The organism is Leptolyngbya sp. CCNP1308, from assembly GCF_034932455.1.
Lineage (GTDB): Bacteria > Cyanobacteriota > Cyanobacteriia > Phormidesmidales > Phormidesmidaceae > Nodosilinea.
Map to the genome: position 1 here is coordinate 1 of NZ_JAYGIH010000043.1, position 15,219 is coordinate 15,219.

Consider the following 15,219-nt stretch of genomic DNA (forward strand, 5'->3'; position numbering starts at 1 on the left):
ACAATCGCTTGAAGCTCATCAAACGCTCTGGCTACGGGTTCAGAAATTTTGAGCGATTCAAATTACGCTGCCTCATTAGCTGGCATTTTCCTACTGCAACTGCATAATCAACCCGGTAGAGCCAAAAATTTCTCCCAAGACTAGACGGCAAAGAACAGCACTTGAGGCTATAACCATTATGCTAAATGGCTTCTAGAACAGGCACCCTAGCCGGAATTGTCTGGTAGGTATTCCCGTTGACCAACTGCATCAGGTATGAGCCATAATCACTTTTAGCTAAAGGTTCAGCTAGGCGATGGAGTTGTTCGCTAGAAATATAACCCCTCTGATAGGCAATTTCTTCCACACAAGCAATTTTAAGACCCTGGCGCTCTTCTAAACTTTGTATAAAACTAGAGGCCTGATGAAGAGATTCATGGGTACCCGTGTCTAGCCACGCAAAGCCTCGACCGAATACTTCAACCTGAAGTTGCCCTCGATTGAGATAGCAACGATTGAGATCAGTAATCTCTAATTCTCCGCGAGCAGAAGGGGTTAGCGTAGCCGCCAAGTCACAGACTTGGGAGTCATAAAAGTAAATACCTGGTATGGCATAGTGAGACTTGGGGAACTCAGGCTTTTCTTCAAAGTCAAGCACTCGTCCAGCCTGATCAAACTCAATCACACCATAATTTTGCGGATTAGAGACCTGATAACCAAAGATTAAAGCACCCTGCTGCAGGCGGGCAGCCTGCTGCAATAGCCCCCCTAAGCCATCGCCATAAAGGATATTGTCTCCCAGAACTAAACAAGCCGGTTCGCCATCTAAAAATGAGCGGCCCAGGATAAAAGCTTCGGCAACCCCTCCCGGATGGGGTTGCTCCATATAGCTAAATTGCAAACCCCATTGACGCCCGTCGCCAAACAATTGTTGAAACAAAGGTAGAGAGTTGGGGGTAGAAATTATTAAAATCTCCCGAATACCTGCCAACATCAATACCGACAATGGATAATAGATCATCGGCTTGTTATATACAGGCATAAGCTGCTTATTTACGGTAAGCGTAAGGGGATAAAGGCGGGTTCCAGTTCCACCTGCTAGAATGATACCTTTCATAAAAATACTCCAAAAGTTTATAACGTCATCAATAGAAATAAAATCAGCGAGCAGAGGTGTATTTCAGAGGCCGCTTAAAGAGAGTAAGAATGCAGTTCTGGTCTCCCAGCAGTTCCTGCCTATCCTTTCAAAAAGAGAAGATCTAGAATTCGTTTCTCTAGGATAAGTCTAGATAAATTACAGCCTTTAATATGAGTAATGGCAGCCGAAAAACATTTAAATCACCGAATTGCATAATTTTTGTGCATCCAGTCGTGGTAGCTATCTGATTGCACTTGCTCGACCCAATCAAAATTTTCTAAATACCATTTAACAGTCTTTAAAAGACCACTTTCAAAGCTTTCATTAGGTTTCCATCCCAGCTGTGTGTGAATTTTGTCGCAGTTAATGGCATAACGTTTGTCATGACCAGGGCGATCTTTGACAAAGGTAATCAAGGATGAGTGCTTGATATCAGTCTTGGGGGCTAGATCGTCTAGTAAAGTACAAATAGATTCGACTACGGCAAGATTAGTTTTCTCATTAAGTCCGCCTATATTATAGGTTTCGCCTATGTTTCCTTGATTCAGCACTTGATATATTGCATCGCAGTGGTCTTCGACATAAAGCCAATCCCGAATGTTTTGGCCATCTCCGTAGATCGGCAATGGATTACCTTTAAGGGCACTGAGAATAGTTAAAGGAATTAATTTCTCTGGAAACTGATAAGGGCCATAGTTATTGGAACAATTAGTCGTCAGCGTCGGCAGTCCATAGGTGTGATGATAGGCTCGAACTAAATGATCCGATGCTGCTTTACTCGCAGAATAGGGGCTATTAGGTGCATAGGGAGTGTCTTCACAAAAAGGTAGATCATTAGGCCCAAGCGATCCATACACCTCATCTGTAGAAACATGCAAGAATCGAAAGAGACTACGGGCTTTCTGAGATAGATTACCCCAGTAGCTACGAGTAGCCTCTAACAATCGAAAGGTGCCCACAACGTTTGTCTGAACAAATGCCTCAGGCCCAATAATAGAGCGATCGACATGGCTTTCAGCCGCAAAATTGAGGATGGCATCAGGACGATGATGGAGCAAAATACTAGCAACCAAATCGAGATCGCCAATATCCCCCTGAATAAATTCGTAGCCCGGATCACCCGTCAGTACCGCTAGAGTATTGGGATTACTAGCGTAGGTGAGTTGATCTAGATTGATAATATTAGCCCATTGCCCATAGCGAGCTTTGAGTATGAAATTAGAGCCAATAAATCCTGCCCCACCAGTAACCAAAAAAGTTTTCATCGATTGTTCACTACGAATATAAGAGCAAAAGACTAAAGCAAGTTAGACAAGGACATATTTGTTTCTACCGAGTTAGCAATGGCTACTACTATGAATTGCTCTTGTGTGGGCAAAATTACACCAACGCTAGCGGCTTTGTAGTGTTAGCCAGGCTATGAGTAGCCAACCATTGCTGCCCATTGAGACTCTGATTGATCCATCGGTTGGCCAGGTCAGCCCATTTCACAGGTAGGCGCAGTTTATGCCAAGTCTCGTGGGAAGTTTTAGAGATACACTCATAGAGATTTGAGTTAGTCAAGACATCTTCAACACAGGCTGATAGCGCCGAGACATTACCCTCTGGGAAAATCATGGCGTTGACACCGTGTTTTAGGTAACCTCCAAACATTGGATGATCAGACGCCACGATAGGGGTGCAAGCTCTTAACGCATGATGAATGACTAGAGGAAATCCCTCGGGATATGTGTGTCGACTAGGAACAACAACTACATCGGCCTGATTCATCAAGGGTTCGACGGTATGGTTAGAGACAAAGCCCAACAACTCAACACACTCTCCTATGTCAAGCGTAGAGATTAGATCCTTGGCAAAGTTTGAATTATCTGAGCCCACCACACCTAGTTTGACGGGTATGGATTTTTCCTTTAAATCCTTAACAGCTTTAAGCAAATCGCCGACTCCTTTAGCTTCACAAATATTACCCACATAACATAAATTCCAGTTCTTTTTATCTGAAGGAAAAGGTTTTGGCAAAAAATCTCCCGGGTTAGAGTCAACCAAAAAATCCCAAGGTACGATTTTTTCTGGCTTTACTCCTAATCGCTGGAGTCTTTTTGATGAATTAATGCCGTAGCTACCAACCCAGTGAATATTAGGCTGATTTAACAGACCGACAATTCTCTGATTTTTAATTCTCCGAACCAAACTATGGACAACGCTAGCATTTTGGGTAGGAAGCGTACCCAGGAATGTGGTAATCGTCGGAATATGATGATTTACGGCCCAATTCAAGACATCTGTATCAAACAGAGACACAATTAGGTGAGTTGGGTTGTACTCTTCAATGCGTTGAATTATCCTTTGAATACTGATATCTTCATAATGTTGAAATCCACAGCCGATCGCCCGAATCCCATTAGAAAGCACCACATCATAGGCTTCTTGCGTTAGATAGACAAGGTTGGCAACGTCATCTGCGTACTGCCTGAGTTCGGCATAGGCGTTAATAGAATACTTTTGAGCGTAGTAGGTTTCATCGCCACCAGATACAAGGCGCTGAAAGTCTGTGCGGATATCACCCGCAAAGTTAACAATTAAGAGCCGCATGCAAATTAACTCTCCTTGAGAATTACTGAAAATAGCTTTTGCCTAGTGAGATATTTATTTTTTTGATTCTTAGAGCAGTGACTCATGTACCAGTGAAATAATGAAGTCTGCTTCTTCAGAAGTCATATTGGCAAACAGGGGTAGCCGGACAATGCGATCGCAAATTTTCTCCGTAACCATTAGCTCACCTGATTGGCGACCATACTTTCTTCCCGCTGGGGCACTGTGTAGTGGAACGTAGTGGAAGGTCGCTTGCACACCGTGGTGCTTCAGATTGGAGAGAATCTTAGTGCGAGTTTCTAAGCTATCTACCAGCAGATAATAGATATGAGCATTATGTTGACATTTTTGAGGAATTATGGGGCGCCGCACTTTTTGCTTTTTCTCAAGCGGTTCAAAAGCTTGATGATATCGATTCCAGATAGCTATCCGGCGCTGGGTAATGCTATCAGCGTCTTGAAGCTGAGACCATAAAAAAGCAGCGAGAATATCGCTGGGCAGATAGGAGGAACCAATATCAACCCAGGTGTATTTGTCAACATCACCCCGAAAGAATTGGCTACGGTTAGTACCTTTTTCCCAAATAATTTCTGCTCGCTCTATTAGGGAAAGATCGTTGATAGCTATTGCACCACCCTCCCCTGATACTATATTTTTCGTCCCGTGAAAGCTAAAGGCAGCCAGGCTTCCAAAACTTCCAATGGGTTGACCAGCATATTTAGAGCAAATACCCTGAGCCGCATCTTCAACTACTTTTAGCCCATACTGCTCAGCTAAATCAAGAATGGCAGTCATTTCACAAGCAAGCCCTGCGTAGTGCACAGGTGCGATCGCTTTTGTTCGTGTCGTAACTGCGGCTTTAATCTTAGCTTCATCTAGATTTAGCGTGTCCGGCCGAACATCGACAAAAACCGGCACACCTCCTCGAAGAACGACAGCATTTGCTGTAGAAACAAATGTATAGGATGGCATGATTACTTCATCACCCGGCTGAATATCAGCCAGGATAAAAGCCATTTCTAGAGCGGCGGTGCAGGAGTGGGTCAGCAGCACTTTTGCAGCGCCAAGATGTTCTTTCAGCCATTCCTGACACAGTTTTGTATAGTGACCATCTCCTATGATGTAACCACTAAGAATTGCTTTCTCAATGTACATCAACTCCTCGCCACTTGCACTTAACTTGCTAAAAGGAATGTTCTTAACTATATGTTCTGAAGATTGAGAGAGCATCTTATTATGAGGGAAATTTACGGATACTTCCTACTAAATGAGGCCTATAACTTGATTAACTCGAAGATATTCCCAGGGTCTCCGATCAAAAGACTTGTGGAAGAAACACTCAATGATGAACCAATTGTGCCAAACTGCAACACAAGCGGACTGTTAACTTCCGAACGCTTGATCTTAGGAGTTTCCTTTTGAGAATAAATAAGATCTGATTTTCAACTCATTGACAAATAACTTCCAAACCGTACTTCTTAATACTAAATATGCACTGCTACGAGCACGATCAAACTAGCCGTCCCAGCAACTGGCAATCTATTTATATTTCCACTTCAGTGGATAAAAGCTTTATGAAGCCGGGCTTATTGCTGACAGTTTGATTGGTTTTCCGATCGAGCATTATCACGTAGATTTCCCATTGCCATAATATTGATTTGCCGCCGTACAAGTTCTGGGCAGGCCCCTAGACTCCTTACAGAGACGCAGTTCAAATATCACTTTAGAAACATGCGTCTATATAAAGTATCGGAGGCATCGATCGCCGTAGGGTGCGTTCGCGCAGTAATGCACCAATAGGAAATATGACAACTGGCACCTTATTTTCTTGCGCGTCCCTTAGGCTTGGGGTTTCCCGACGGCAAGAGAAAATGGCTGTGTCAGGGCCGCTGGTTGACGCTATTAATCTGCAATCTGCTTCTTACTCTTCGCAGGCGCAACAGTAGCGAGATCTCGGCTACCCTGCTCCTGGAGGGTGGGGGTTAAATGAACTCATGCCCTCAAACGCGCTTGGATCGTCGCTAGAACCGACTGACTCAGAGCCTCATAGTCGTAGCCGCCCTCAAGGCCAAATAAAATCTTGTCGGTGATGGTCAGGCACTGGCGGGTAAAACTGCCAAAATCTTGGGGTTGTAGGTTGATGCTAGCCAACGGGTCGGTGGCGGTGGCATCGTACCCGGCACTAACGATGAGTAAATCGGGACTGAAAGCTTTGAGAAAGGGAATCACCTTTTGATCGAACTGTACCTGGTAATCGTCGCTGGCGCTGCCGGGGGGCATGGGCAGGTTGAGCACGTTGCCATGGCAGCCGGTTTCGCTGCTGCGGCCGGTGCCAGGATAGGCGGGCATTTGGTGCAGAGAGCAGTAGGCGATCGCCCCATTCCCTTCCACCAAAGCTTGCGTTCCGTTGCCGTGGTGGACATCCCAGTCAAGAATGGCAACGCGGTTGACGCCAGGTTGCTCTAGGGCGTAGTGGGCGGCGATCGCCGCGTTGGCAAACAGACAAAAACCCATGCCGCGATCGCGCACCGCGTGGTGTCCCGGTGGCCGCGCCAGCACAAAGGCCGAATGCCCCGTTTCTAGCACATAATCCACGCCATCTAGCCAGGCGCTCACCGCCAACCGCGCCACGGCATAGCTATTCTCAGAGACTACGGTATCGCCGTCGATATGCCCGCCGCCCGTGTGGGCGATTTCCCGCAGGGCCGTGACGTAGCGAGGGTTGTGGAGTTGGGCAATCAGGGTATCTACATCAGACCGCTGAATTACCGGAGTTGGTTCGCGCCAATCGAGATGGTCGGCCCAGGGTGCTTTCTCCAAAGCAGCCACAATTGCTTTCAATCGCCCCGCATTTTCGGGGTGAAAACTGCCGGTATCGTGGGTCAAAAATGCGGGCGAATAGATGACGGCAAAATCGGCCAGGGTGAGAGGAGGGTGCACGGCAAACTCAGGGGTAGTGAACTACTACAAATTAAGGATTCGGTCGGGGCGGCAAAACGTCGCTAAATCAGGCCTCTCGCGCCCCTAGATCTACCATAGCGCCCGCTGATTTGAACCGGGGAATTTGTGCTAAAATATAACTCAGATGAGTCCGCAAAAACACACTGATTAAGCGCTATTCAGCACCGCTCGGTGCGAGGGTCTGACTAGCGCTTTGTTGTTCGCAAATTCGGAGCTTTTTAGCCTATGGCAACCCCAGAAGAGCGCATCGTCCCTACCGATCTGCGCGTCGAAATGCAAAGCTCTTACCTGGAATACGCCATGAGCGTGATTGTGGGTCGGGCGCTGCCAGACGCCAGGGACGGGCTCAAGCCAGTGCATCGCCGCATTCTCTACGCTATGCACGAGCTGGGTTTGGCCGCCGATCGCCCCTTTCGCAAGTGCGCCCGTGTGGTGGGGGAAGTGCTGGGTAAGTACCACCCCCACGGCGACACGGCGGTGTACGACGCCCTGGTGCGCATGGCCCAAGACTTTTCCATGCGCGTGCCGTTGATCAACGGTCACGGCAACTTTGGCTCCATCGACAACGACCCCCCGGCGGCGATGCGATACACCGAGTGTCGTCTGCAATCGCTGACCAGCGACTCGCTGCTGCAAGATATTGAGTCTGACACGGTCGATTTTGCCGACAATTTCGATGGCTCCCAGCAGGAGCCTGTGGTGATGCCCTCGCGGCTGCCCCAGCTGTTGCTCAATGGCTCCTCCGGCATCGCCGTGGGCATGGCTACCAACATTCCCCCCCACAATCCAGGGGAACTCATTGACGGCGTCATCGCGCTGATCAACAACCCCGACATCTCTACCGCCGAGCTGATGGAAATCATCCCCGGCCCCGACTTTCCCACGGGGGGGCAGATCTTGGGTCGCAGCGGTATTCGCGATGCCTACATGACCGGGCGCGGCTCGGTCACCATGCGCGGCGTCGCCAGTATGGAAACCATTGAGCACCGGGGACGGCCCGATCGCGAAGCCATTATCATCACCGAGCTACCCTACCAGACCAACAAGGCGGGGATGATCGAGCGCATCGCTGAAATGGTCAACGAGCGCCGTCTGGAAGGGATTTCAGATATCCGCGATGAGAGCGATCGCGACGGCATGCGCATCGTCATCGAGCTGAAGCGTGACGCCTACCCCCGGGTGGTGCTCAACAACCTCTACAAGCAGACGCCCCTGCAAAACAACTTCGGCGTCAACATGCTGGCCCTGGTCAACAGCGAACCCCAGCTCCTCGGCCTCAAGCGCATGCTGGAGGTCTTTCTGGAGTTTCGCGAAGAAACCATCGTTCGCCGCACCCGCTACGAGCTGCGCAAGGCCGAAGAAAAAGACCACATTCTCCAGGGCTACCTGATTGCGCTAACGAATCTGGACGCCATCATCGCGCTGATTCGCGGGGCCGCCGATACCCCCGCCGCCAAGCAAGAGCTGATGGATACCTACAGCCTGTCAGACCTCCAGGCCGACGCCATTCTGCAAATGCAGCTGCGTCGCCTCACCGCCCTGGAGGCCGACAAAATCCAGCAGGAGCACGAGGAGCTGGTCGCCAAAATCACCGACCTGCAAGACATTTTGGCCCGCCGCGAGCGCATTCTGGAGATCATTGTCACCGAGCTGGGCGAGCTCAAGGCCAAGCACGACAGCCCTCGCCGCACCGTGATCGAGATGGACGATGCGGAACTGACCGACATCTCCCTAATCGCCAACGAGCAGGTGGTGATTTTGGTCACCGACCAGGGCTATATCAAGCGCATGCCCGTGGCCACCTTTGAGGCCCAGAGCCGCGCCACCCGGGGCAAAGCCGGTGCCAAGATGAAGGAAGACGACGGCGTGCAGCACTTCATTACCTGCTACACCCACGACTACCTGCTGTTCTTTAGCGATCGCGGCGTCACCTACGCCCTGCGGGCCTACCAGATCGCCGAGGGTTCGCGGGCCGCTCGCGGTATGCCCATCGTGCAAATGCTGCCCATCCCCAAAGAAGAGGCGATCACCTCGGTACTGGCGGTGCGCGAGTTTACCGACGAAGACTACCTGGTGATGCTCACCCAGGGCGGCTTTGTGAAGAAGACGGCTCTCTCAGCCTTTAGCAACATTCGCACCAACGGCCTGATCGCCATTTCCCTTGAAGAGGGCGACCATCTGCGGTGGGTGCGCCTGGCCCGCAACACCGACAGCATTTTGATCGGCTCGCGGCGGGGCATGACCATTCACTTTAAGGCCACCGACGACCAGCTGCGGCCCCTGGGTCGCCCCACTCGCGGCGTGCGGGCCATGTCTCTGCGCAACGGCGACGAGCTGATCAGTATGGATATTCTGCCCAGCCAGGTGGTCGAAGCAGTGCAGGCCGCCGAAAATGACGACGATGAGGACGATACCGTCACTAACGGTAACGAAAGCGGCCCTTGGGTGCTGGTGATCACCGCCTCGGGGTTGGGCAAACGGGTGCCGGTGGCCAAGTTCCGCCTGCAAAACCGGGCCGGGATGGGGCTGATGGCGATCAAGTTCCGCAAGGGCGACGACACGTTGGCCTCGCTACTGGTGGTGGGCGATGGCGACGAGCTAATGCTGGTTACCAACCGGGGCATCATCATTCGCCAGCGGGTGAACGATATCTCAATTCAGTCGCGCCCGGCGACCGGGGTGCGGTTGCAGCGATTGGATGCGGAAGACGCGATCGCAGCGGTCGCCGTTGTGCCCCCCGCCCTGCAAATCGAAGGTCTCGATGACGCTGAGGGCTCTACCGAAGAAGCCGAAACCGCAATCGAGGTATTCGCTGAAGCCTCGACTGAAGAAGAGTAACCCTGCATTTTTCCCCACCTTTGGGGAAGTGAGCCGCCGTAGTAGATCTTGGCCCAACCCACATCGCCCGACCTGTCGCTGACGTGGAGAATTTGGCTGACCTAACCTTAGGCGGCCTGGTCTGTAGCCTCAGCGGGTGCCGTTAGGGGAAGGATCACTGCGTCGGCAGACTGGGGGTTGAAACTGTCCCATCGATTGAGGTACTGGACGAGGTGATGGTCGCCCTGGGTAATGCGATCGCCCACCATCCCCCGCACCCGCCCTTCTTCCTCGATATATTGCGCTGCGCTAAAGAACCCAGCAAACCTGGCCGCCCGCAGCCACAGCAGGTAGGTACTCAGCGCGTCGAACTGGCTCTGCGCCACAATCGATCGCAAATCTCCCTCTACCCACCAATTCACCACATCGTGAGGTTCCGGCCCCACCTGGCCCGGAATACCCATCGCTGCCGCCAGTTCGTGCAGGGTGGGCGTCGCAATGCCCCAACCGCTAAGGAGGCTTTTCAAATCGACATGGGCATCACCATGGCGGCTAAAGTAGTCACTGCCCCAGCCCTTGTCGGCCCGGCGGCAGAACTCTGCCGCCGAGACACCTGACACCAGCCCCCGCTGAAGCAAGATCGGCAGATCAGCGGTTTGCGAATTAAAGCCCACGAGTTGAGGATGGTGCTGCCCCACATAACCCAGAAAAGTAGAAATCAGTTCGCCTTCATCCATGAGGCGATCGCCCTGTCTGGGCAAAGTGGTTAGCCGCAGGGTAACCTCCCCATTATTTTGCTGCTCTCGAACCACTGCCGAGACAGCAACCACGCGACACAGTGCTGTTTTGAGATGGGGCCGAGGTTTTTCTGCCGTGGCTCCAGCTTTGGCCCACATCACCTCAAACACCTCGGCATCCGGTAGCGTTGTGGGCAAGCCGTACACGCGCCGCCCCGATATTGGGTCGGGCACCCACTCTAAGTCAAAGGCGCATACGTGCCGACTAACGGATTTAAACATGGTTGCTCCCTGGGCTGCGCTAAAAACTTACCCAGGCCGTTGCCCAGGCGATATTTCTAGCATTCCCAGCACGCTTAGCCTAGGGAACCTGCCAGGCTCGCTGATGGTAGTCGTCGGGTTGGGGAAAAAGATCTACGGGTTCGCCGTGGTGATGCTCGTGACCGTGATCATGGCCGTGATTGTGATCGTGACCTTGTTCGTGAGTATGCCCGTGGTCATGACCATGACTCTGCTGACCGCCCCCGGCAGCGAGGCGAAATTTGCACATTTCACAGTTCATCGCCACCTGGCCCAGGTGGGTTTCGATCTCGCGATCGCGCAAAATCTGCATCAGCTGCGGGTGACTCCCCATCTCTGGCAGGTAGCTGACTAACTGCTCAGGATGAGCCGCCTGCTCTTGCTCACAGATGCCCATAATTTTTTTGATTAGCACTCCGGTAAAAAGAAAGTAAGGCAGCACAATTATGCGTTTCGGTTCATACATGCGGGCACGACGAAAGCCCTCTTCTAAGCGCGGATGGGTAATGCCAATAAAACAAATTTCTACCGTCTTATAGCGACTACCCTCCCATACAATGCGGGCTAGTTTGTAGACATCGCCGTTGGCATCGGGGTCACTAGCGCCCCGACCCACAAACAGCAGCACCGTGTCTTCGCGGGCAATGTTGTCGGGGTTAAAGCGCGGCGTATCTAGCTCTGCTAGACGCTCTTGCCAGAGCTGAATGATAGCGGGGGTAATGCCAAAGTGGCGACCGTAGTGAAATTTTACCTGGGGATGGCGCTGGCGAGCCCGATCCAATTCGTTGGTGACATCAAACTTGTTGTGGCGGGCGGCAAACAGCAAAATAGGCAGCACCGAAATGTCGGTATAGCCCTTTTCTATACACAAGTCTACCCCGTCTTGAATGGTGGGTTCCGTTAACTCTAAAAAACAGGGAATCACCGGGCGAGAATTGTCGAGTTTTTGGTAGGCAGCGGCGAATTCTAGAACGCGATCGCGCCCCTCCATATCTCGGCTACCATGGCCCACCAGCAGCAGCGGTCGTTGGGTCGGCAGCGGCGACCAGGTGCCCATTGCGCTGGGTGAAAAATCGTCAGGAGTGGTAATAATGGGTGCGATCGCCATAGGTGCTCAAATTGCCGCAGTAATACTAAATCTAACTCTCAGCCCAACCCAAAAATATCATCTATGGAAATTTAGCTAATCGCAGCCTGAGCCAAGGGGTGAACGTTAACCTAGACCCAGATCAGACCTTTAACACCAAATCAGCCACCAGATAACCCTAGTGCTAGAACCGAGGCAGCCAAAAAATCGCAGCCAGATAAAAATAAGTCTGCCCGGCTATCTTAGCCCAGGCCAGAGCACAGAACCATCCTGGGGGTGGGCATTTACACCATGAAGGAACCAATGGAATTGGAGCCAGCCACCTGGCGCGATCGCCTGCGCGGCAACCTAGACACCACTGACACCCTGACGGGGCGGGTGGTAAATGGGGCGATCGTGCTGCTGATCTTTATGTCGGCCGCTATTTTTGTGATCAAAAGCTATCCCATCGCTCCTGCCCTAGATGAATGGCTAGACATCCTCGACTGGCTAATTGTGGTGGCGTTCACCCTCGAATACGGTCTGCGCCTCTGGACAGCCCCGCGCCCCTGGCAGTACGCCTTTAGTCTCTACGGCCTCATTGACCTGATCGCCATTCTGCCCTCTTGGATTGGCGTCTTTGACATTCGGTTTTTACGCTTTTTTAGGTCATTACGAATTTTGCGCCTAGTGCGCATCTTCAACGACCGGCTCTGGTTTGGCCAAGTAACCAGCACCGACAGCCTAATTTTGATTCGCATTTTGCTTACTTTAGGGACAATTATTTTTATCTACTCCGGCCTGATTTTTCAGGTCGAGCACCCCAGTAACCCCGAAGACTTTGGTACCTTTTTAGACGCGCTTTACTTCGCCGTTGTCACCATGACCACCGTCGGCTACGGCGATGTCACCCCCATTTCCGAAGCCGGTCGCGGGCTTACGGTGATGATGATTCTTACCGGAATTGCGCTCATTCCCACCCAGGTCAGCAGCCTGATTAGGCAGTTGGGCCAAGTGGGGCAGCACCGGCCCTGCCCTAGCTGTGGCCTTACCCTGCACGACAGAGATGCCCAATTTTGCAAACGCTGCGGTACTCTTCTAGAGCTGTAGTCTTCCGGCGTCACTGGTCACTGATATAAGCCTTTCAGCCCTGCTGTTCTCTAGGTAACAAAGCATAACGATTATTGAAAAAACAAATATGCCTTTTGCCAGATACGGTCTTTCCGGTACAATAGCCACCCAAAAGCCCCGCTAGCCCTGTCCTCGGTGCTGGCCGCGCAGTTCATACGTTTTTGTCAGGCTCACCCCGAGTTTGTCTAGCCCATCTCAGTTAGGACGTTCCATGACTTCTGTGCTCCATCGCCCCACCGACGACACTAAACTATCCAGTCTTCCCGAAGACGTGAGAACCCGGCTACAGGATCGCTTCAAACTTGTAGTACCCGCCCGCTCCGCCGCCGACCCGTCACCATCCCCCGTGCTCGACGAAGCGCCCCCCAAAGCCCCCGACCTTCAGCCCATCGTTTCGCTCAACAACGTCGAAAAAATCTACGCCAACGGCAGCAAGGCTTTGGCTGGCGTAAACCTGACCGTCAACCCCGGCGACTTTCTCTTCGTCACTGGCCCCTCAGGCTCTGGCAAATCAACCCTGCTGAAGCTGCTCTACGGCTACGAGCGTCCTACGGGTGGCAGCATTCTGGTGGGCGATGAGCCGATTTCTAATCTGCGGGGCAACCGACTGGCCATGATGCGCCGCCGCATTGGCGTAGTGTTCCAAGACTACAAGCTAATTCCCAAGCGCACCGTGGCCGAGAATGTGGCCTTTGTGCTCTGGGCCCAGGGCTTTACCCGCAAAGAAATTCACCGTCGCCTCTGGCCCACCCTCAAAATGGTGGGTCTGCAAGGCAAAGCCCAGTGCTTCCCCGACGAACTCTCCGGCGGCGAACAGCAGCGGGTCAGCATTGCCCGCGCCGTGGTCAATACCCCACCCCTGCTGCTGGCCGACGAGCCCACCGGCAACCTCGATGCCGAAAACTCCCTTCAGGTGATCAAAATTCTCAAAAAGCTCAACTCCATCGGCATTACCGTCATGGTCACAACCCATGACGAGCACCTGGTGCGCATCTCTAACCATCCCGTGGTGCAAATTAAGAACGGGCGCTTGCACCATCTGCGCCGGTAACGCTACATTCCTTAACACCAAGCGGTGCGCCTTATCCAATCAATAGGATAATGATCAGAGCTAACGTTCAGAAGGTCTTGGCTTAGGCCACTGAACGACTTTGGACTCTGAGAGGAACGTGCTTTGGTCAGTACAGCCCCGTTTAAAACAGCGAAATCACAGGAAATTTTCTCTGCCGCCCAAAACCTCATGCCGGGTGGCGTTAACTCTCCGGTACGGGCCTTTAAATCGGTGGGTGGGCAGCCCATCGTGTTTGACCGGGTTAAGGGTGCCTACATTTGGGATGTAGACGGCAACCAGTACATCGACTACGTCGGTACCTGGGGGCCTGCTATCTGCGGCCACGCCCACCCTGAAGTACTAGCCGCCCTGTCGGCGGCGCTCGAAAAAGGCACCAGCTTTGGTGCCCCTTGTTTTCTCGAAAACGTGCTAGCCGAAATGGTGATCCAGGCGGTGCCCAGCATCGAGATGGTGCGATTTGTTAACTCTGGCACCGAAGCCTGTATGGCTGTGCTGCGGTTGATGCGGGCCTACACCGGGCGCAACAAAATTATCAAGTTCGCGGGCTGTTACCACGGCCACGCCGATATGTTCTTGGTGCAGGCGGGGTCTGGGGTGGCTACCCTGGGCTTGCCCGACTCCCCAGGGGTGCCCAAATCTGCCACCAGTGACACCCTCACCGCCCCCTACAACGATCTCGAAGCGGTGAAGGCCCTCTTTGCCCAAAACCCTGGGGAAATCGCTGGGGTCATCCTCGAGCCGGTGGTGGGCAATGCCGGGTTTATCACCCCCGATGGCGGCTTTCTAGAAGGGCTGCGAGAAATCACCCGCGAAAACGACGCTCTGCTGGTGTTTGACGAAGTCATGACCGGGTTCCGCATTGCCTACGGCGGTGCCCAGGCTAAGTTCAACGTTACCCCCGACCTCACCACCCTCGGTAAGGTGATTGGTGGCGGGCTGCCCGTGGGAGCCTACGGCGGTCGCCGCGACATTATGGAAATGATCGCCCCCGCTGGGCCGGTGTACCAGGCGGGCACTCTGTCGGGCAACCCCCTGGCTATGACCGCCGGCATTAAAACCCTAGAGCTGCTCCAGCGCCCCGGCACCTACGACGAACTCGATCGCCTGACCAAGAAGCTGATCGACGGCCTGCTTCAGGTGGCGCGAGATGCTGGCCATGCTGTCTATGGTGGCCACATCAGTGCCATGTTCGGCATGTTCTTCCATGCGGGGCCGATCAGCAACTTTGAAGATGCCAAAGGGGCTGATCTAGAGAAGTTTAGCCGCTTCCACCGGGGCATGCTAGAGCGCGGCGTCTACCTGGCACCGTCACAGTTTGAAGCCGGGTTCACCTCCTTGGCCCACACCGATGCGGATATTGACGCCACTATCGCAGCCGCCCGCGACGTGCTGGCGACGCTGTAGATAGCGAAGCAGTCTGTCAAAC

The 15,219-nt window shown here is 52.6% G+C and carries 12 protein-coding genes; 5 read left to right on the forward strand and 7 right to left on the reverse strand.

Annotated features, from left to right (window positions below; all coding sequences use genetic code 11):
* On the forward strand, positions 1-107 hold a 107-nt coding region (locus VB780_RS12925; protein ID WP_323351618.1), incomplete at its 5' end, for a transposase.
* 74 nt (positions 108-181) lie between these two features.
* On the opposite strand, the gene rfbA is transcribed toward VB780_RS12925, so the two are convergent.
* From rfbA to VB780_RS12950, 5 genes are all read right to left on the reverse strand, one after another.
* Entirely contained in the window at positions 182-1,096 is a 915-nt protein-coding gene (gene rfbA, locus VB780_RS12930; RefSeq protein WP_323351569.1) for a glucose-1-phosphate thymidylyltransferase RfbA, read from the reverse strand.
* 221 nt (positions 1,097-1,317) lie between these two features.
* Entirely contained in the window at positions 1,318-2,382 is a 1,065-nt protein-coding gene (gene rfbB / locus VB780_RS12935) for a dTDP-glucose 4,6-dehydratase (protein WP_323351570.1), read from the reverse strand.
* 115 nt (positions 2,383-2,497) lie between these two features.
* Complete coding sequence (locus tag VB780_RS12940; protein WP_323351571.1) at positions 2,498-3,709, reverse strand: glycosyltransferase; 1,212 nt, start codon at positions 3,707-3,709, stop codon at positions 2,498-2,500.
* Between the two features lie 69 nt (positions 3,710-3,778).
* Positions 3,779-4,939, reverse strand: coding sequence for a dTDP-4-amino-4,6-dideoxygalactose transaminase (gene rffA / locus VB780_RS12945; RefSeq protein WP_323351572.1), 1,161 nt, complete (start codon positions 4,937-4,939; stop codon positions 3,779-3,781).
* 762 nt (positions 4,940-5,701) lie between these two features.
* Positions 5,702-6,649, reverse strand: a complete 948-nt coding sequence (locus tag VB780_RS12950; RefSeq protein ID WP_323351573.1) for a histone deacetylase — start codon at positions 6,647-6,649, stop codon at positions 5,702-5,704.
* Positions 6,650-6,895: 246 nt separating this feature from the next.
* Here VB780_RS12950 and gyrA point away from each other — a divergent pair, with 246 nt between their 5' ends.
* Complete coding sequence (gene gyrA / locus VB780_RS12955; RefSeq protein WP_323351574.1) at positions 6,896-9,508, forward strand: DNA gyrase subunit A; 2,613 nt, start codon at positions 6,896-6,898, stop codon at positions 9,506-9,508.
* A gap of 107 nt (positions 9,509-9,615) precedes the next feature.
* Here the strand turns inward: gyrA and VB780_RS12960 are convergent, their stop codons facing one another.
* Together VB780_RS12960 and VB780_RS12965 are read right to left on the reverse strand one after the other, a co-directional pair.
* Positions 9,616-10,506 carry a hypothetical protein gene (locus tag VB780_RS12960; protein WP_323351575.1) on the reverse strand — a complete coding sequence of 297 codons (891 nt, stop codon included), beginning with the start codon at positions 10,504-10,506 and terminating at the stop codon, positions 9,616-9,618.
* 79 nt (positions 10,507-10,585) lie between these two features.
* Positions 10,586-11,632, reverse strand: a complete 1,047-nt coding sequence (locus tag VB780_RS12965) for a sirohydrochlorin chelatase (RefSeq protein ID WP_323351576.1) — start codon at positions 11,630-11,632, stop codon at positions 10,586-10,588.
* Positions 11,633-11,914: 282 nt separating this feature from the next.
* Between VB780_RS12965 and VB780_RS12970 the strand changes: the two genes are divergently transcribed.
* The 3 genes from VB780_RS12970 (at position 11,915) to hemL (ending at position 15,197) form a co-directional block, all read left to right on the forward strand.
* Complete coding sequence (locus tag VB780_RS12970) at positions 11,915-12,700, forward strand: ion transporter (RefSeq protein WP_323351577.1); 786 nt, start codon at positions 11,915-11,917, stop codon at positions 12,698-12,700.
* A 232-nt stretch (positions 12,701-12,932) separates the two neighbouring features.
* Positions 12,933-13,772: a cell division ATP-binding protein FtsE gene (gene ftsE, locus VB780_RS12975; protein ID WP_323351578.1), complete on the forward strand. Its 840-nt coding sequence runs from the start codon at positions 12,933-12,935 to the stop codon at positions 13,770-13,772.
* Between the two features lie 123 nt (positions 13,773-13,895).
* Complete coding sequence (gene hemL / locus VB780_RS12980) at positions 13,896-15,197, forward strand: glutamate-1-semialdehyde 2,1-aminomutase (protein ID WP_323351579.1); 1,302 nt, start codon at positions 13,896-13,898, stop codon at positions 15,195-15,197.
* Positions 15,198-15,219 lie beyond the last annotated feature (22 nt).

Bases quoted from the DNA above. Each gene is read 5' to 3' on its own strand.
- rfbA (WP_323351569.1), bottom strand. From the start codon at position 1,096: ATGAAAGGTATCATTCTAGCAGGTGGAACTGGAACCCGCCTTTATCCC.
- rfbB (WP_323351570.1), bottom strand. From the start codon at position 2,382: ATGAAAACTTTTTTGGTTACTGGTGGGGCAGGATTTATTGGCTCTAAT.
- VB780_RS12940 (WP_323351571.1), bottom strand. From the start codon at position 3,709: ATGCGGCTCTTAATTGTTAACTTTGCGGGTGATATCCGCACAGACTTT.
- rffA (WP_323351572.1), bottom strand. From the start codon at position 4,939: ATGCTCTCTCAATCTTCAGAACATATAGTTAAGAACATTCCTTTTAGC.
- gyrA (WP_323351574.1), top strand. From the start codon at position 6,896: ATGGCAACCCCAGAAGAGCGCATCGTCCCTACCGATCTGCGCGTCGAA.
- VB780_RS12960 (WP_323351575.1), bottom strand. From the start codon at position 10,506: ATGTTTAAATCCGTTAGTCGGCACGTATGCGCCTTTGACTTAGAGTGG.
- VB780_RS12965 (WP_323351576.1), bottom strand. From the start codon at position 11,632: ATGGCGATCGCACCCATTATTACCACTCCTGACGATTTTTCACCCAGC.
- VB780_RS12970 (WP_323351577.1), top strand. From the start codon at position 11,915: ATGGAATTGGAGCCAGCCACCTGGCGCGATCGCCTGCGCGGCAACCTA.
- ftsE (WP_323351578.1), top strand. From the start codon at position 12,933: ATGACTTCTGTGCTCCATCGCCCCACCGACGACACTAAACTATCCAGT.